Here is a 17,521-nt window from a genome sequence, read left to right on the forward strand (position 1 = left end):
AGCGGCCTACTTGATCGAGGCCAGCCGTTCCTTGCCGGCCTGCGCCGCCTCGGACGCCGGATAGGCCTTCATCAGTTCCTCGATGGTCTTGCGCGCGGCCTTGGGGTCTTTCATCTCGGCCTGGCTGTTGGCCAGCGCCAGCAGGGCCTCGGCCGCACGCGGATGCTCGGGCGCGGCGGTGACGAAGTTGCGGAAGGCGTTGATCGCCTCCTTGTAGTCGCGCTTGCCGTAGAGCGCATTGCCATACCAGAAGCGCGCCGAATCGCTGTAGGGGCCGGCCGGGTAGCGCCGCTGAAAGGTGCCGAGCAGGTTGACCGACTTGTCGAAATCGCCGGTGCGGATGGCGGCAATGGCGTCGTCGTAGGCCTTCTTCTCGTTCTGGTCAACCATCACCTCGGTGCCGTCGATGGCCACCTTGATGGGCTCGAGCTTGCGCATGCGCTCGTCGAAGGCCTGCGCGATGTCTTTCTGGCGCCGCTGGGCCTCGGCGATGTCGCGCGCCAGTTGCTCATCATTGCCGCGCAGCCTGGCCAGTTCGCCGCGCATGGCCTCAAGCTGATTGTTGAGGTCGAGCAAGCCGCGCCGCAGGCCCGCCAGTTGCTCGGTGAGCTGGGTATTGAGCGCCGCCAGTTCGCTGGCGCTGGTGGTGGCGTGAAGCTTGGCCTGGTCGTCCAGCGCGGCTACGCGGGCACGGAGTTCGACGATGGCCTTGCGCGCCTCCTCGTCGTCGAACAGGCCGGCACGGGCCGCGCCCGGGGCCAGCCCCAGGGCCGCGGCGAGGGCCAGCGCCGCGCCCCCGATGGCCAGCCGCATCTCAGCGGTCCTTCAGCTCAGCGCGGCGGTTGCGCGACCAGGCGTTCTCGTCGTGGCCTTGCTCGAGCGGACGCTCTTCGCCGAAGCTCACGGCCTCGAGTTGCGGGCCGGTGGCGCCCAGCAGCTCGAGCGACTTCACCACCGCGACGGCCCGCTTCTGGCCCAGGGCCAGGTTGTATTCGCGGCCACCACGCTCGTCGGCATGGCCCTCGATCACCATGCGCTTGGCACGGCTGGCCGCCAGCACCTTGGCGTGGCCTTCGATCATGTTCTTGTAGCTGTCCTTGATGGCATAGCTGTCGAAATCGAAGAAGACCACGCGCTCGCTCGGCGCGGCGCCGACGGCAGGCGGCTTCTGCGCCGCGGTGGAGTTCTTGGTGAGATCGACCGAGGAGACCTGCGACTGGCCGACACCGCCCGCATTGGCCGACGGAGTCACGGGCTTCGGCGCATCAGCGACGCTGCGTGACTCGACCGGCGCCGCGGCGGCGGGCGCCTTGGCCACCGGAGTGCTTTCACAACCGGCCAGCAGGGCCAGCGCAGCGGCGGCGACGACGGAAGCTCGGATCTGCAAACTCATGCTATCTCCTTCTAGGTATGGCGACGGCAGGGCCATCGTCGGGAATGGCCGCTTCAGCGGCCGAACGGGCCCCACGCAGGCTCGCGCATGTCGGCGCCGCTGGTGAGCAGACGCGTCTTGATCTTGCCATCAAGCGTGGTGGTCATCAACACATCGGCACCTTGCAGGCGGGTTGCATAGACGAGCAACCGGCCGTTGGGTGCAAAACTGGGGCTTTCGTCATCGTTGGTATCGGTCAGCGGGGTCAAGGTTCCGCTGTCGAGATCCTGGATCATCAGCCTGAAGGCCTGGTTCTGGCGCGTGATGAAGGCCAGCTGCTTGCCGTCGGGGCTGACGGCGGGGCTGATGTTGTAGTCGCCGACGAAAGTCACGCGCTCGACCGCACCGCCACCGGCGGGCAGGCGATAGACCTGGGGGCCGCCGCCCCGGTCGCTGACGAAGAAAATCCAGCGCCCGTCGGGCGCATACACCGGCTCGGTGTCGATGCCGCTGCTGCTGGTCAGGCGCGTGGGCGCGCCGCCGCCTGCCGAGATCGTGTAGAGCTGGGCCAGGCCGTCCTGCGACAGCGTCACCGCGAGCTGGCGGCCGTCGGGCGACCAGGCCGGCGCGCTGTTGGAGCCGCGGAAATTGGCCAGCACGCGGCGCTCGCCAGTGCCCAGGTCCTGCACCCAGACCACCGCCTTCTGCATCTCGAAGGAAACGTAGGCCAGCCGCTTGCCATCGGGCGCCCAGGCCGGCGAGATGACCGGCTCGGGGCTGGTCAGCGCGATCTGGCCGCCTTCGCCGTCGGCATCGGTGACGCGCAATTCGTAGCGGCGCCCGCTGCGCACGACGAAGGCGATGCGGGTGGCGTAGACGCCGCGCTCGCCGGTGAGCTTCTCGTGGATCTCGTCGGCCACGCGGTGCGCCGCGAGGCGCAGGTCGGCGGCCAGCACGACCTTGCTCTGGCCCAGCAGTTGGGTGTTGCGCACCGCGTCCCAGAGCTTGTAGCGCACATCGAATCGGCCATCGGCCAGGCGCGCCAGAGAACCGGCCACGAGGGCGTCGGCGCCGCGGCCGCGCCACTGCGTCAGGTCGACATTGCTGCGTTCGTCCAGGGCCTCGTCGGCCGCCAGGTTGCGGAACAGGCCGCTGCGCTCAAGGTCGGCGCGCACCAGCGCAGCGATGGGCACGGGGTACTTGGCCTCGTCGCGGAAGGCGGCGATGGCGATGGGCACCTGGGTCGCGCCGACGCCCGAGATCTCGACGCGAAACTGCGCCAGAGCGGGCCAGGCCGCGCCAGTGCCCCATGCGCCCAAGGCCGCCAGCAGGGCGCGCCGGGGCCGGTGCATGGCGTGGGGAGTCGGTCGTATCGGGTCGGGCATGTTCGGGGTTCGCAGCGGCGGATTGTAGGCAGCGCTTGGAAGGGGCCTGCCGGCGCCGATAATCGCCGCCGGCCAGCGGCCCAACCCGGCGCCCGCGCAACCGCCATCCCATGCCCACTCTGCTGCAGCGCCTGGCGCGCCTCCTGCCCTACATCCGCCACAGCCGCCTGGGCCTGCTGGCGGCATTGCTGGGCGCCATCGTCACCGCGGCCACCGAGCCCATGATTCCGGCCCTGCTGGGCCAGTTGCTCGACCGCGGCTTCGCCGGCGGCGGCCTGCCGCTGTGGCTGGTGCCGGTGGTCATCATCGGCCTCTTCACGGTGCGCAGCGTCGCGGGCTTCGTGGCCCAGTTCGGCCTCTCATGGGCGGCCAACCGCGCCGTGCTCAGGCTGCGCGAGCACATGTTCGCCCGCCTGCTCGCCGCCGCGCCGGCACTGTTCACGCAGAACACCGCCAGCGGCATGACCAACACCCTGGTCTACGAGGCACAGGGCGGTGTCTCGACCCTGGCCACGACCCTGCTGACCCTGGTGCGCGATTCGTTGATGCTGGTGGCGCTGCTGGCCTATCTGCTGACGCTGAATTGGCAGCTGACGCTGATCGTGGGCCTGCTCTTCCCCGCCGTGGCGCTGGTGATGCGGGCGCTGGGCCGCCGCCTGCACCGGCTGACGGTGGAAGGCCAGGTCGCCACCGACAGCCTGGCCTATGTGGTGGAAGAGAACATGCTGGCCTGGCGCATCGTGCGCCTGCACGGCGCCCAGGCCCACCAGGTGGCGCGCTTCTTTGAGCGCGCCGACCGCGTGCGGCGCCTGGTGATCAAGGCCGTCGTCGCCGGCGGCACGATGACACCAGTGACGCAGTTGCTGGCGGCCTGCGCGATTTCGGTGGTCATCGTCATCGCGCTCTGGCAAAGCCGCAACGGCGGCAGCTCGGTGGGCGAATTCACGGCCTTCGTCACCGCCATGCTGCAGCTGGTGGCGCCGGCCAAGCACCTGTCGGACGTGATGGCGCCGCTGACGCGCGGCCTGGCCGCGGTGGAGCGCGGCCTCGACCTGATCGACAAGAGCCCGACGGAGCTGGCCGGCGGCCACGACCCCGGCCGCGCCCGCGGCGAGATCGGCTATGAGGCGGTGAGCCTGCGCTACCGCGACGACGGCGCCGCCGCGGTGGAAGCGCTGTCGCTGCAGGTGCGCGCCGGCGAGACGGTGGCCCTGGTCGGGCCCTCGGGCGCCGGCAAGACGACGCTGGTGAACCTGCTGCCGCGCTTCATCGAGCCCACGGCCGGCCGCATCACGCTGGATGGCGTGGCCCTGGCCGACTGGGACGTGCGCGCGCTGCGGCGCCAGTTCGCCCTCGTGAGCCAGGACGTGGTGCTGTTCAACGACACGGTGGCGGCCAATGTCACCCTGGGCGCCGCGATGCCGCTTGAGCAGGTGCGGCAGGCGCTGGCGGCGGCCAATCTGCTGGCCTTCGTCGACGCCCTGCCCCAGGGCCTGGACACGCCCATAGGCCACAACGGCAGCCAGCTCTCGGGCGGCCAGCGCCAGCGCCTGGCGATCGCACGCGCAGTGGCCAAGGACGCGCCGGTGCTCATCCTCGACGAGGCCACTTCGGCGCTGGACAGCGAATCGGAGCGCGCGGTGCAGGAGGCGCTGGACCGCCTGATGCAGGGCCGCACGACCCTGGTCATCGCCCACCGCCTGTCAACCATCGAACACGCCGACCGCGTGCTTGCGCTCGAAGGCGGGCGCCTGGTCGAGCAGGGCAGCCACGCCGAACTGCTGGCCGCCGGCGGGCTTTATGCACGGCTGCACGCAATGCAGTTCAGATCATGAAAAGTAGCAAGGAGATGCGAGCATGAGCCCCCCCGCCCTTTCACGATTCCCGGTGCCCGAGCTGAAGGACCTGCCCGACGACCTGCGCGCACGCATCCTCGAGGTGCAGGACAAGGCCGGCTTCGTGCCCAATGTCTTTCTCACGCTGGCCCACCGGCCGGCCGAGTGGCGCGCCTTCATGGCCTACCACGACGCGCTGCTGCTCAAGGAAGGCGGCTCGCTCAGCAAGGGCGAGCGCGAGATGATCGTCGTCGCCACCTCGGGCGCCAACCACTGCCTCTATTGCGTGGTGGCGCACGGTGCCATCCTGCGCGTCTACGAGAAGAAGCCCCTGCTCGCCGACCAGGTGGCGATCAACCACCGCAAGGCCGACATCACGCCGCGCCAGCGCGCCATGCTCGACTTCGCGATGAAGGTCTGCACCGCGTCGCACGAGGTCGAGGAGGCCGATTTCGCCGCGCTGCGCGGCCATGGCTTCAGCGACGAGGACGCCTGGGACATCGCCGCCATCACCGCCTTCTTCGGCCTGTCCAACCGCATGGCCAATGTGATGGGCATGCGGCCCAACGACGAGTTCTTCCTGATGGGCCGCGTGCCTCGGCCGCCCAGGCCGGCCACGGCCTGACGACGCAACACCGGGCGCGGCCTGGCGGCACAGCCGGCCGGGGGCCGGCTGTGCGGGTTTACTGCGCCTGCTGCAGCGCGCGAATGCGGTCTTCGATGGGCGGGTGGCTGCTGAACAGCGCCATCAGGCCGCTGGGCTTGCCGCTGATGCCCATGGCCGCCACGCTCTGCGGCAGTTCGCCCGGCGCTATGCCGCCCAGGCGGGCCAGGGCATTGATCATCGGCTGCTTGCGGCCCATCAGCGCGGCGGCGCCGGCGTCGGCGCGGTATTCGCGGTGGCGCGAGAAGGCGGCCACCACCACGGCGGCCAGCACGCCGAGCACGATGTCGAGCACGATGGTGGTGATCATGTAGCCGATGCCGGGGCCTTCGCGGTCATTGCGCAGCACCACCTTGTCGACGAAGTAGCCGATCACGCGCGAGAGAAAGACCACGAAGGTGTTCATCACGCCCTGGATCAGCGTCATCGTCACCATGTCGCCATTGGCGACGTGGGCCACCTCGTGCGCGATCACGGCCTCGACCTCGTCGCGCTGCATGCTGTGCAGCAGGCCGGTGGACACCGCCACCAGGGCCGAGTTGCGGAAGGCGCCGGTGGCGAAGGCATTCGGCTCACCGTCGTAGAGGGCGACCTCGGGCGTGGCGACGCCCGACTTCTGCGCGAAGCGCTCGACGGTGGCGACGATCCAGCGATGGGTGGGGTCGGACGAGCCGTTGATGACCTGGGCGCCCGTGCTCCACTTGGCCATGGGCTTGCTCATCAGCAGCGAGATGAGGGCGCCGCCGAAACCCATGAGGGCGGCAAAGCCCAGCAGCAGGCCCAGGTTGAGCCCGTTGGCCGTGAGGTAGCGGTTCACGCCCAGCAGGCTGGCAGCGATGCCCAGCACCAGCATGACGGCGATGTTGGTGACGAGGAACAGCAGGATGCGTTTCATGGCGTGCTTGGGCGGCCGGCGGGCCGCGGAGGTTCGGGACAGCGCGTCATGTTAGGCCGCGGCCCCGCATTTCAAGCAGGCCCGTCCCGGCGTGGGGGCTCTCGGGCGGTGGCCCGCCGCCGCCAAGGCGCGGGCTATCGACGCAGACGCACCTGGGCCGGGTTGTCGGCCGGCACCAGTTCGAAGTGCTCGGCCAGCTGGCCGAAGAGCCGCGTCGACGGCGTGTTGCGGCCGAGCAGGCGCGCCTCGCGCAGGCGCTGCACCGCGACATTGAGCGCCAGGCCCTGGCCGGCGGCCAGTTCGGGCAGGCAGTCCAGCACCTCGGCCAGCGTGGGGCCGGCGCGGCCGAGGCCACGGGTGGCGGGCGCGGCAGACCGGGCGGGCGTTGCGGGAGCGGGCACCACTGGCGGCGGCGTTGGCGTCTCCGCCGTGATGGCCTGGACCGGCGCTTCGGCAGACACGGCCACGGGCGCTGCCGCGGCCGACTTGCGCGCCGCGGTCTTGCGCGGCGTCTTGGTCGCGGCGGTCTTGGCCGCCGCCTTTTTGGCCGCGGGCGCCTTCTTCGCCGCCGGTGCCTTGGCGGTGGCGGTCTTGGCAGTTGCGGTCTTGCCCGTGCTGCGCGTGGCGCGCTTGCGCGGTGGCGACTTCGCTTCGCTGGGTGCGGCGGTGGATTTGCGGTGTTCGAGCACCGTGAAGTCGTCGTAGACCTCCTGCGTCTCGTCGCCGGTCTTGCCCTGCTGGCCGATGCCGCGCACGACGCAGCCCTTCTCGCGCAGGCGCTGCACCAGGGGCGCGAAATCGCTGTCGGAGGAGGCGATCACCACCACGTCGGGCCGCTCGGCGAGCACCAGATCGATGGCGTCGACGGCCAGGGCGATGTCGGTGCTGTTCTTGCCCGCCGCCAGGTTGACCATAGGCTTGATGCCCAGGCGCTTGAAGGCGCCCTGGTTGGCCACCGCGCTCTCGGCGGTGCAATAGGCGCGCCGCACATGCAGGCCGCCGTGCTGGTTGAGCAGCAGGCGCACCGCCTGCTCCATCACGTCCACCGACACGTTGTCGGCATCGATCAGCAACATCACGCGGTCGGTGCTCATGGCATTTTCCAGTTCAGGGTTTCGCCGGCGCGCAGCGGCTTGATGAGCGCGTCGCCGAAGGGCAGCGCTTCGGGCAGGGTCCAGGGCTCGCGCCTGAGCGTCAGCGTGCCGGCGTTGGGCGGCAGGCCGTAGAAGGCCGGGCCGTGCAGGCTGGCGAAGCCTTCCAGCCTGGCCAGCGCGCCGGCGGCCTCGAAGGCCTCGGCATAGAGCTCGAGCGCCGCCGGCGCGGTGTAGCAGCCGGCGCCGCAGACGCTTTGCTCCTTCAGCGCGGCGGCATGCGGCGCGCTGTCGGTGCCGAGGAAGAACTTCGCGCTGCCCGAGGTGGCGGCCTTCACCAGCGCCAGGCGGTGGCGCTCCTTCTTGAGCACCGGCAGGCAGTAGTAGTGCGGCCTGAGCCCACCGATGAAGAGGGCGTTGCGGTTGTAGAGCAGGTGGTGGGCGGTGATCGTGGCCGCGGTCAGCGGCCCGGCGCTGTCCACGTAGTCGGCCGCTTCCTGCGTGGTGATGTGCTCGAACACCACCTTCAGCGCCGGAAAGTCGCGCCGCAGCGGCTGCATCACGCGATCAATGAAGACGGCCTCGCGGTCGAAGATGTCGACCTCGGGGTCGGTCACCTCGCCGTGTACCAGCAGCGGCAGGCCTTCGCGCTGCATGGCTTCCAACGTCGCATGGGTCTTGCGGATGTCGCTGACGCCGGCATCGCTGTTGGTGGTGGCGCCGGCCGGGTAGAGCTTGAGCGCCACCACGCCGGCCTCGCGCGCACGCCGGATCTCGTCGGGCTGCAGGTTGTCGGTGAGGTAGAGCGTCATCAGCGGCTCGAAATCCGAGCCCGCCGGCCTGGCCGCCAGGATGCGCTCGCGGTAGGCCGCCGCCGCCGCCGCGGTGGTGACCGGCGGGCGCAGGTTCGGCATCACGATGGCGCGGCCGAACTGGCGCGCCGTGGCGGGCAGCACCGCCGCCAGCGCGGCGCCGTCGCGCAGATGCAGATGCCAGTCGTCGGGACGCCGCAGCGTCAGGATCTGGATGGGCGAAAGGCTCATGCGGACGATTCTCGCATCCGCCCCTGCCGCTGCATTCAGTGCTGGAGGATCTTGGACAGGAACTCCTGGGCGCGCGGCGAACGCTGCTCGGTGTGGCCGAAGAAGGCGTCGCGCGGGCAGTCCTCGACGATGCGGCCGTGGTCCATGAAGACGACGCGGTGGCTCACCTTCTTGGCGAAGCCCATCTCGTGGGTGACGACCATCATGGTCATGCCCTCCTGGGCCAGCTGCACCATCACGTCGAGCACCTCGCCCACCATCTCGGGGTCGAGCGCCGAGGTCGGCTCGTCGAAGAGCATCACCACCGGGTCCATGCTGAGCGCGCGTGCAATGGCCACGCGCTGCTGCTGGCCGCCCGAGAGCTGGCCCGGGAACTTGTCCTTGTGTGCCGTGAGGCCCACGCGCTCGAGCATCTTGAGCCCGCGCGCCACCGCCTCGTCCTTGCTGCGGCCCAGCACCTTGATCTGGGCCAGCGTCAGGTTGTCGGTGACGCAGAGATGGGGAAACAGCTCGAAGTGCTGGAACACCATGCCGACGCGGCTGCGCAGGCGCGGCAGGTCGGTGCGGGGGTCGGCGATGCTGATGCCGTCGACCGTGATGTCGCCCTGCTGGATGGGCTCGAGCGCGTTGACGGTCTTGATCAGCGTGCTCTTGCCCGAGCCCGAGGGCCCGCAGACCACTACCACCTCGCCCTTGTGGATGGTGGTGCTGCAGTCGGTGAGCACCTGGAAGCTGCCATACCACTTGCTGACGTTGCGGATCTCGATCATTTGGGGACGGTCCGTTGGGTTGGAGGCGCGCGCTATTGGCGGCCCAGAAAGTCCCACAGCGCCTGCACGCCGGGCTTGACATGGCGGGCCGACTCGGGGCGTTCGCGGTAGATGCGCACCTCCATCGTCAGCTCCAGTTCGCCGGCCGGCGCCGCGTGTACGAGGCGGCGAGCCTTCAATTCCTTGCGCACCGAACTCTGCGGCAGGAAGGCCAGGCCGTGGCCTTCGAGCGCCATCGCCTTCAGGCCCTCGGCCATGTCGGTCTCGTAGATGGCGTCCAGCTGCAGCGGCTCGCCGGCCTGCTTGAGGATGACCTCGACCAGGCGCCCCATGTAGGCGCCCGAGGCATAGCTCAGGAAGGGCACGCGCACGCCCGGCCGCCCCGGCAGCGCGAACAGCGGCTCGCCCTCGGGCCCGGCCTTGGCATAGGGCGAGAGCGTCTCGCTCGACAGGCTCAGCATCTCGTAGCGCTCGGGGCTCAGCTGCAGCGGCGCCGAGGCATGGTGGTAGGCGATGAGCAGGTCGCAGCCGCCCTCGGTAAGGCGCAGCACGGCATCGTGGACGTTGAGCGCCGTGAGCCGCGTCTTGACGGCGCCGAAGCTGGGACGCAGGTCCATCAGCCAGTGCGGGAAGAAGGTGAAGGCCAGCGTGTGCGGCACGGCGAACTCGATCATGTCCTGCCCCGCCTGCTGGTGGCTGCGCATCATGTTGCGCGTGGCCTGCAGCGCTTCGAGCATTTCCAGCGCCTGGGCGTGCAGGGTCTCGCCGGCCGGCGTGAGCCGGGTCGGGTAGGACGAGCGGTCGACGAGATCGATGCCGGCCCAGGCCTCGAGCGCCTGGATGCGGCGCGAGAAGGCCGGCTGCGTGACATGGCGCATCTGGGCCGAGCGCGAGAAGCTGCGCGTCTCGGCAAGGCTCACGAAGTCTTCGAGCCACTTGGTTTCCACGGCGCGGAGTGTATCGGCGGGCAAGAGGCGTGGCGCAGTTGCCATAGACAGGCCCGTGGCCGGCCCAGGCGGCGGTATTGCGCGCTAGCATGGCCGCAACCCCTTCACGCCATCGGGAGAATCCCATGATCCACGCCTCATCCCGCCTCGTCGCCGTCGCGTTGCTGCTGGCCGCGGCCACCCTGCCGGCCAGCGCCGGCAGCTCGGCCTCGTCGGCCTCGTCCGAGGGCGCATCGGCCTCGGTCGGCAGCTCGTCGACCTCGGTCGAGAAGTCCAGCAACAGCTCGTCCAAGGACGACAAGGTCGCCGCCGGCGACTACCGCATCGTCGAGATGGCCGATGCCTCAGCCCGCCCCGGCCAGGTGCGCCTTCACTTGCAGGCCGCCGCCGGCGGCGACGAGTTCTACCTCTACGTGCCGCGCGAAACCGTGGCCCAGGGCGGCCTGGCCGCCGGCCAGCGGGTGACGGCGCGCACGCGCGACTACGGCACCGAGTTCGCGCGCACCGACAGCAAGCAGGCCTTCTTCCTGGTGCTGGAAGACGCCTGGCACCGCGAGCTGCAGACGCGGGCGCTCTGAGCTTGCGCGCCGGCCGCGCCGCGGCGCTGGTCCTGGCGCTGCTGCTGGTTGCCGGCTGCGCCCAGGCCGGCTCGACCCGCTATTGCGACGAGGGCCAGCCGCTCAACGCCGCGCAGAAAGACCGCCTGCTGCGCTTTGCCGGCATCGTGAAGGCCGAGCTCGGGCGCTCGGGCGCGCGCCTGGCCCTGGTCTCGCGCTCGGGGCTGGATCTCGATTTCTTCGGCGTGCGCTACTCGCACGGCGGCGTCAGCTTGCTGGCCGGCGCCGACACGCCCTGGGCCGTGCGCCAGCTGTATTTTTCCTGCGACGAACGCCGCCCCCGCATCTACGACCAGGGCATAGCGGCCTTTGTGCTGGGCACCCACCAGCCCGACATCGGCTATGTCTCGGCCGTGCTGCTGCCGCCCGAGGCGGAGGCGGCCGTCCAGGCGGTGGCCGCCGACAAGCAGCGCGCGCTGCAGTTGCTGGGGCCTGTCTACAGTGCCAACGCCTATGCCTTCGCCACCCTCTACCAGAACTGCAACCAGTGGACGGCCGAGCTGCTGGCCGCGGCCTGGGGGCCGGATCTGGGCACGCTGGACAGCGAGACGGCGCGCGGACGCGCCCAGGCCTGGCTGCGGGCCAGCGGCTACTACCCGATGGCGATGGAACTGGGCTGGCGCCCGCTGATGTGGGCCAGCGCCGCCATCCCCTGGCTGCACCGCGACGACCACCCGGCCGCCGATCTGGACGCCAACCGCTTTCGCGTCAGCATGCCGGCCGCCATCGAGGCCTATGCCCGCGCCCGCGCGCCGGGGGCGCGGCGGCTGGAGTTCTGCCACGACGCCAAGCAGGTCGTCATTCGCCGCGGCTGGGAGTTGCTGCCCGAGGGCTGCCGGCCCGGCCCCGGCGACGAGGTCATCGCGCTGGACTGATCCGGCCCGGCCCGCCGCAGCCCAGGCGGGCGTAGAGCGCATCGAAGGCCTGGCCCTGGTCCACGCCGGCCAGCAAGCCGGCCAGGCCCTCGCGGCCGGCGCAGGCCAGCCAGCCGCGCAGCTCATGGCCGGCGGTGCTGTAGACCCGGCGCAGGTTGTCGGGGTCTTCGGCGCGCGTTTCGCCATAGCGGCGCACGGCTTCGGTCCAGTCGCGGCGCGTCACCAGCTCGTCCAAGGTCGGCGTGCTGAGGCCGCGGCGCTGGATCTCCTGCCAGTTGGCAGGGCTGTGGCGGGCCTCGTCGGCCAGCACCACCGCAACGCCCTCGTCGAACCAGCGCGGGATGGCGCTGATGCGCCACCAGCCGCCCACGCGCCGGTAGAGCTCGGCGTGCGACCACTCGTGCGCCACCAGGGCGGCCTGCAGGCCATCGGGCGAGAGCCGGATGGCGCTGTCGCCGAAGGCCGCCGCGCGTTCGCCATAGGAGCCGAAGCGGCGCGCGCAATCGAAGCTGATGCAGGCGACGAAGTACGGCGCGGTGACGATGGCGCCAAAGAAGCGCTCGACCTGGGCGCGGCCGAGGGCGATCTGCTGCTCCAGCGCCTGGCGCTGGGCGGCGCTCATCGCAGGCTCGACAAAGAGGCCGGGCCGCCACTCCTCCATCCCCGACAGCGAGGGCGCCAGCATGCGCGCGCTGTTGAGCGTGCCGCAGCCGGCCAGCAGCAGTGCGCAGGCCGCCAGCAGGACCGAGCGCCAGAACACCGTCAAGCCCGTGCTCAAGCGCCGCATCCGCCGCCGCCCGGCGTCTCGATCACGAAGACATCGCCCGGCGCCATCGCGACCGAGCCGATATGGCCCAGGGTCTCGATGCGGCCATCGGCGCGCTCGATGCGGTTGATGCCGGTGGCACCCGGCCCGCCGCCGGCAAGGCCGAAGGCCGGCACGCTGCGGCCGTTGCTCAGGATGGCAGCCGTCATGGGCTCGAGAAAGCGCACGCGCCGCACGCCGCCATCGCCGCCGCGCCAGCGCCCGGTGCCGCCCGAGCCGGTGCGCAGGGCGTAGCTGTCCAGCCGCACCGGAAAGCGGAACTCCAGCACCTCGGGGTCGGTCAGGCGCGAATTGGTCATGTGGGTTTGCACCACGGACGTGCCGTCGAAGCCACCGACCGTCTGGCCCGCAGCGTCCTTCACCAGGCCGGCGCCCGAGCCGCCCGAGATGGTTTCGTAGTACTGGTAGGTCTCGTTGCCGAAGGTGAAGTTGTTCATCGTGCACTGGCTGGCCGCCATCACGCCCAGGGCACCGTAGAGCGCGTTGGTGACGCACATCGAGGTCTCGACATTGCCGGCCACCACGGCCGCCGGCGGGCGCGGGTTGAGCATGCAGCCCTCCGGCACGATCACCTGCAGCGGCTTCAGGCAGCCGGCATTGAGCGGGATGTCGTCGTCGACCAGCGTGCGGAAGACATAGAGCACGGCCGCCATCGTCACCGCCTTGGGGGCGTTGAAGTTGTTGGGCAGCTGGGCGCTGGTGCCGCTGAAATCGATGGTGGCGGCGCGTGCAGCGCGGTCCACCGTCACCTTGACGGCGATGCGGGCGCCGTTGTCCAGCGGCAGCGTGAACTCGCCATCCGCGAGCGCGGTGATGACGCGGCGCACCGATTCCTCGGCGTTGTCCTGCACATGGCCCATGTAGGCAGCCACGGTGTCACGGCCGAACTGCGCCACCATGGCGCGCAGTTCCTGCACGCCCTTCTCGTTGGCGGCAATCTGGGCCCGCAGGTCGGCCGTGGTCTGGGGCGGGTTGCGCGCCGGCCAGGGGCCGGCGGCCAGTTGCGCCAGCAACTCGGCCTCGCGCAGCTGGCCGCCGCGCACGAGCAGGAAGTTGTCGAAGAGCACGCCCTCTTCGGCGATGCTGGTGCTGAAGGGCGGCATGCTGCCCGGCGTGCTGCCGCCGATGTCGGCATGGTGGCCGCGCGAGGCGACATAGAAGGCCGGCGGCGTGGCGGCTTCTGCCGCCTGATCCGCCTGATCCGCTTCATGCAGCCAGACCGGCGTCACCACCGTCACGTCGGGCAGGTGGGTGCCGCCGTGGTAGGGGTCGTTGAGCACATAGACATCGCCCGGCTGCATGGCCGGGTTGCGCAGGATCACGGTGCGGATGCTCTCGCTCATGCTGCCCAGGTGTACCGGCATGTGGGGCGCATTGGCGATGAGCTGGCCCTGGGCATCGAAGAGCGCGCAGGAAAAATCCAGCCTCTCCTTGATGTTCACCGAGTGGGCCGTGTTCTGCAGCCGCAGGCCCATCTGCTCGGCGATGTTCATGAAGAGGTTGTTGAACACCTCCAGCATCACCGGGTCGGCCTCGGTGCCGATGGCGTGCCGGGCGGCGCGCGGTGCCACGCGCAGCAGTTCCAGCGCGCCGGCCGGCGTGATGGTCGCCTGCCAGCCGGGCTCGACCACGGTGGTGGCATTGCGCTCGGCGATCACCGCCGGGCCCAGGATGGTGGCACCGGCATTCAGCGTTTCGCGCACATGCAGGGCGGCGTCGAGCCAGCCGCCGCTGTGCATGCGCACGCGCGCCGCGGGCTGCGGCTCGTAGGGCACGGCCACGTCGGCCGCAACCGCGCCATCGTGGCGCTCGCCAGCGGCCACGGCCTCGACCGTGACGGCCTCGATGACCAGGCCGCGGCCCGGCATCAGGAAGGCGAAGCGCTGGCGGTAGGCGGCCACGAAGGCACTGCGGATCTCGTCAATGCCGCCCCAGGGCAAGGCCAGCGCGGTGTCGGTGCCCTGGTAGCGCAGCAGCAGCTGGCGGCGCAGTTCCACGGCCGCGGGCGCCACGCCCTGGCCGGCGAGTTCATCGCGCGCCGCTTCGCCCAGCACCTCCAGGCGGGCCGCGGCGGCGGCCAGGCCGGCGGCATCCAGCGCCAGCTCGATGCTGGCCTCGCGCATCGCGATCTGGTCGGCCAGGCCCATGCCGTAGGCCGACAGCACGCCGGCCAGCGGGTGGATGAAGATGCGGCCCATGCCCAGCGCGTCGGCCACGCCGCAGGCATGCTGGCCGCCGGCGCCGCCGAAGCACTGCAGTGTGTAGCGCGTGACGTCGTAGCCGCGCGCCACCGAGATGCGCTTGATCGCATTGGCCATGTTCTGGATGGCGATCTGCACAAAGCCCTCGGCCAAGCTCTCTGGCGTGGCGGCGCGCCCTCTGGCCTGGCGCACGCGTCCAGCCAGCTCCTCGAAGCGGGCGACCACGCCCTCAAAGTCCAGCGCTTCGTCACCGTCGGGGCCGAAGACCTTGGGAAACCAGGCCGGCTGCAGCCGCCCCAGCATCACATTGGCATCGGTCACCGCCAGCGGCCCGCCGCGGCGGTAGCTGGCCGGGCCCGGGTTGGCGCCGGCGCTCTCGGGGCCCACGCGCAGCCGCGCGCCGTCGAAGCCGAGGATCGAGCCACCGCCCGCGGCCACGGTGTGGATGCTCATCATCGGCGCCCGCATGCGCACGCCGGCCACCTGGGTCTCGAAGGCCCGCTCCAGCTCGCCGGCGTAGTGGCTGACATCGGTGCTGGTGCCACCCATGTCGAAGCCGATCACGCGCGGATGGCCGGCCGCCAGCGCGGTGCGCACCATGCCGACGATGCCGCCGGCCGGGCCCGAGAGGATGGCGTCCTTGCCCTGGAAGCGCTGCGCCTCGGTAAGGCCGCCGCTGCTCTGCATGAAGAACAGGCGCACGCCCGGCATCTGGGCCGCGACGCGGTCGACATAGCGGCGCAGGATGGGGCTGAGGTAGGCGTCGACCACCGTGGTGTCGCCGCGCGAGACCAGCTTCATCAGCGGGCTCACCGCGTGCGAGGCGCTCACCTGGGTGAAGCCGGCCTCGCGCGCCAGCCGCGCCGCCGCCTGCTCGTGGTCCGGGCTGCGCCAGCCGTGCATGAAGACGATGGCGCAGCTGCGCAGGCCGGTCTCGAAAGCCGCGCCCAGCTCGGCTCGCAGTGCCGCCTCGTCCAATGGGCGCAGCACGTCGCCGTGGGCATCAACGCGCTCGTCGGCCTCGATCACGCGGGCATACAACAGCTCGGGCAGCACGATGCGGCGGTCGAAGAGACGCGGCCGTGCCTGGTAGGCGATGCGCAGCGCATCGCGAAAGCCGCGCGTGGTGACCAGCAGCGTGGGCTCGCCCTTGCGCTCGAGCAGCGCATTGGTGGCCACCGTCGTGCCCATCTTCACGCACTCCACCCGCGCCGGCGTGATGGCCTCGCCGGCGGCCAGGTCCAGCAGCCGCCGGATGCCTTCCACCGCCGCGTCGGCGTACTGCTCGGGGTTCTCGCTCAGCAGCTTGAGCGTGTGCAGCGCACCGCCGGGGGCGCGGCCGACGATGTCGGTGAAGGTGCCGCCGCGGTCGATCCAGAACTGCCAGCGTTCAGCAATGAAGGGTGTAGGCATGGTGTCGTGCATGGTTCGGGGAAGCCCCGGGCAGGCGCGGGCCGGGCACGCCCTATGCTAGCCGGCACCGCGCACAAGAGGAGTCCGCATGACCGTCAAGTTCCTTCCCCTGGCCGCCACCCTGCTGGCCCTGGCTGCCACGGCCGCCCAGGCCCAGACCAAGTGGGATCTGCCCGCCGCCTATCCGGCCACCAATTTCCACACCGAGAACCTGGTGCAGTTCGCCGCCGACATCGACAAGGGCAGCGGCGGCAAGCTCAAGGTCACGGTGCATGCCAATGCCTCGCTGTTCAAGGCGCCCGAGATCAAGCGCGCGGTACAGGGCGGGCAGGCGCAGATGGGCGAGGTGCTGCTGGTCAACTTCCAGAACGAGTGGCCCATCTTCGGCGCCGATGGCCTGCCCTTCCTGGCCGACAGCTACGAAGAGGCGGCCAAGCTCTGGAAGGTGCAGCGCCCGCTGCTCGAAAAGAAGCTGGCCGAGCAGGGCATGATGGTGCTGTATGCGGTGGCCTGGCCGCCCCAGGGCATCTACACCAAGCGGCCGTTGGCCAGCGCGGCCGATCTCAAGGGCATCAAGTGGCGCGCCTACAGCCCGGCCACCAGCCGCATCGCCGAACTGGTGGGCGCGCAGCCGGTCACGGTGCAGGCGGCCGAGGTCAGCCAGGCCTTTGCCACCGGCGTCACCGAAAGCATGATGTCCAGCGGCTCCACTGGCTGGGACAGCAAGCTCTACGAGCACGTCAAGTACTGGTACGACACCCAGGCCTGGCTGCCCAAGAATGCGGTGCTGGTCAACAAGGCCGCCTTCGATGCGCTCGACAAGCCGACCCAGGCCGCGCTGCTGAAGGCCGCCGCCGACGCCGAGACGCGCGGCTGGGCCGCCAGCCGGCGCGCCAACGGCGAGACGCTGGAAAAGCTCAAGGCCAACGGCATGCAGATCCTGCCGCCCTCGCCGCAGCTCAAGGCCGATCTCAAGAAGGTGGGCGACACCATGCTCAAGGAGTGGCTGGACAAGGCCGGCGCCGAGGGCCGCCAGCTCGTCGACGCCTTCCAGAAGTAGCCGCCGCGGCATGCGCAGGCTGCTCGACGGCCTCTACGACGGCGCCGCCTGGCTGGCGGCGGCCTTCATGGTGGGCCTGCTGGTGATGGTGCTGCTCAGCGTGGCCAGTCGCGAGCTGGGCTTCCATGTGCCGGGCACCGACGCCTATGCCGGCTACCTGATGGCGGCGGCCGGCTTCCTGGCGCTGGCCCACACGCTCAAGCGCGGCGAGCACATCCGCGTGACGCTGCTGCTGTCGGCCCTGCCCGCCGGCCTGCGGCGCGGCTTCGAGCTGTGGTCGCTGACCGCCGCCTCGCTGCTGGCCGGCATCAGCGCCTGGTACAGCTGCCGGCTGGTGTGGCAGTCGCGCCTGTTCAACGACATCTCCACCGGCAACGACGCCACGCCGCTGTGGATTCCCCAGCTCTCGATGGCCGTCGGCACCGTGATCCTGGCCATCGCCTTTGTCGACGAGCTGGTGCTCGAATGGCGCGGCCTGCGCGCCGCGCCAGCCGCCGAAGCCGCCCTGCACAACGAATAGGCAGCAG

The 17,521-nt window shown here is 70.6% G+C and carries 16 protein-coding genes; 6 read left to right on the top strand and 10 right to left on the bottom strand.

Going from position 1 to position 17,521, the window contains the following annotated elements:
• Positions 1-6: 6 nt before the first annotated feature.
• From ybgF to tolB, 3 genes are read right to left on the bottom strand one after another with little or no spacing between them, the layout of a single operon-like run.
• Entirely contained in the window at positions 7-813 is an 807-nt protein-coding gene (ybgF, locus tag JMV16_RS10915) for a tol-pal system protein YbgF (protein ID WP_201494258.1), read from the bottom strand.
• A 1-nt stretch (position 814) separates the two neighbouring features.
• A complete protein-coding gene (pal, locus tag JMV16_RS10920) occupies positions 815-1,393 on the bottom strand; it encodes a peptidoglycan-associated lipoprotein Pal (protein ID WP_201494259.1) in 579 nt (192 codons plus the stop codon).
• A gap of 53 nt (positions 1,394-1,446) precedes the next feature.
• Positions 1,447-2,724: a Tol-Pal system beta propeller repeat protein TolB gene (tolB, locus tag JMV16_RS10925; RefSeq protein WP_236580457.1), complete on the bottom strand. Its 1,278-nt coding sequence runs from the start codon at positions 2,722-2,724 to the stop codon at positions 1,447-1,449.
• A gap of 143 nt (positions 2,725-2,867) precedes the next feature.
• Between tolB and msbA the strand changes: the two genes are divergently transcribed.
• A complete protein-coding gene (msbA, locus tag JMV16_RS10930; protein ID WP_201494261.1) occupies positions 2,868-4,592 on the top strand; it encodes a lipid A export permease/ATP-binding protein MsbA in 1,725 nt (574 codons plus the stop codon).
• Positions 4,593-4,614: 22 nt separating this feature from the next.
• Complete coding sequence (locus tag JMV16_RS10935; RefSeq protein ID WP_201494262.1) at positions 4,615-5,217, top strand: peroxidase-related enzyme; 603 nt, start codon at positions 4,615-4,617, stop codon at positions 5,215-5,217.
• A gap of 58 nt (positions 5,218-5,275) precedes the next feature.
• Here JMV16_RS10935 and htpX read toward each other — a convergent pair whose 3' ends face one another.
• The 5 genes from htpX to JMV16_RS10960 all read right to left on the bottom strand — a co-directional run bounded on the left by htpX (position 5,276) and on the right by JMV16_RS10960 (position 10,002).
• A complete protein-coding gene (gene htpX / locus JMV16_RS10940) occupies positions 5,276-6,151 on the bottom strand; it encodes a protease HtpX (RefSeq protein WP_201494263.1) in 876 nt (291 codons plus the stop codon).
• 134 nt (positions 6,152-6,285) lie between these two features.
• On the bottom strand, positions 6,286-7,245 hold the full coding sequence (locus JMV16_RS10945) for an NYN domain-containing protein (RefSeq protein ID WP_201494264.1): 960 nt from the start codon (positions 7,243-7,245) through the stop codon (positions 6,286-6,288).
• Positions 7,242-8,285, bottom strand: coding sequence for a dihydroorotase (pyrC, locus tag JMV16_RS10950; RefSeq protein ID WP_201494265.1), 1,044 nt, complete (start codon positions 8,283-8,285; stop codon positions 7,242-7,244). Before pyrC ends, JMV16_RS10945 begins: the two co-directional genes overlap by 4 nt.
• A gap of 35 nt (positions 8,286-8,320) precedes the next feature.
• Positions 8,321-9,055 carry an amino acid ABC transporter ATP-binding protein gene (locus JMV16_RS10955; RefSeq protein WP_201494266.1) on the bottom strand — a complete coding sequence of 245 codons (735 nt, stop codon included), beginning with the start codon at positions 9,053-9,055 and terminating at the stop codon, positions 8,321-8,323.
• A gap of 32 nt (positions 9,056-9,087) precedes the next feature.
• The gene (locus tag JMV16_RS10960) at positions 9,088-10,002 is read right to left on the bottom strand and encodes a LysR substrate-binding domain-containing protein (protein ID WP_201494267.1); all 915 of its coding nucleotides are present in this window, start codon (positions 10,000-10,002) and stop codon (positions 9,088-9,090) included.
• A gap of 125 nt (positions 10,003-10,127) precedes the next feature.
• Between JMV16_RS10960 and JMV16_RS10965 the strand changes: the two genes are divergently transcribed.
• Entirely contained in the window at positions 10,128-10,580 is a 453-nt protein-coding gene (locus tag JMV16_RS10965; RefSeq protein WP_201494268.1) for a hypothetical protein, read from the top strand.
• Positions 10,581-10,582: 2 nt separating this feature from the next.
• Positions 10,583-11,494 carry a DUF2145 domain-containing protein gene (locus tag JMV16_RS10970; protein WP_201494269.1) on the top strand — a complete coding sequence of 304 codons (912 nt, stop codon included), beginning with the start codon at positions 10,583-10,585 and terminating at the stop codon, positions 11,492-11,494.
• Here the strand turns inward: JMV16_RS10970 and JMV16_RS10975 are convergent.
• Together JMV16_RS10975 and JMV16_RS10980 are read right to left on the bottom strand one after the other, a co-directional pair.
• Complete coding sequence (locus JMV16_RS10975) at positions 11,478-12,272, bottom strand: hypothetical protein (RefSeq protein WP_201494270.1); 795 nt, start codon at positions 12,270-12,272, stop codon at positions 11,478-11,480. The two genes, JMV16_RS10970 and JMV16_RS10975, sit on opposite strands and share 17 nt — an antisense overlap.
• Positions 12,269-15,934, bottom strand: coding sequence for a hydantoinase B/oxoprolinase family protein (locus JMV16_RS10980; protein ID WP_201494271.1), 3,666 nt, complete (start codon positions 15,932-15,934; stop codon positions 12,269-12,271). Before JMV16_RS10980 ends, JMV16_RS10975 begins: the two co-directional genes overlap by 4 nt.
• Before the next feature lie 88 nt (positions 15,935-16,022).
• On the opposite strand from JMV16_RS10980, the gene JMV16_RS10985 reads away from it, so the two are divergent.
• Positions 16,023-16,994, top strand: a complete 972-nt coding sequence (locus JMV16_RS10985) for a TRAP transporter substrate-binding protein (protein ID WP_201494272.1) — start codon at positions 16,023-16,025, stop codon at positions 16,992-16,994.
• Positions 16,995-17,004: 10 nt separating this feature from the next.
• Entirely contained in the window at positions 17,005-17,514 is a 510-nt protein-coding gene (locus tag JMV16_RS10990) for a TRAP transporter small permease (protein ID WP_201494273.1), read from the top strand.
• The last annotated feature ends 7 nt before the right edge of the window (positions 17,515-17,521 follow it).

The sequence above is a fragment of the Rubrivivax sp. A210 genome (assembly GCF_904426505.1).
In the GTDB taxonomy this organism is placed as follows: Bacteria; Pseudomonadota; Gammaproteobacteria; order Burkholderiales; family Burkholderiaceae_C; genus Rubrivivax.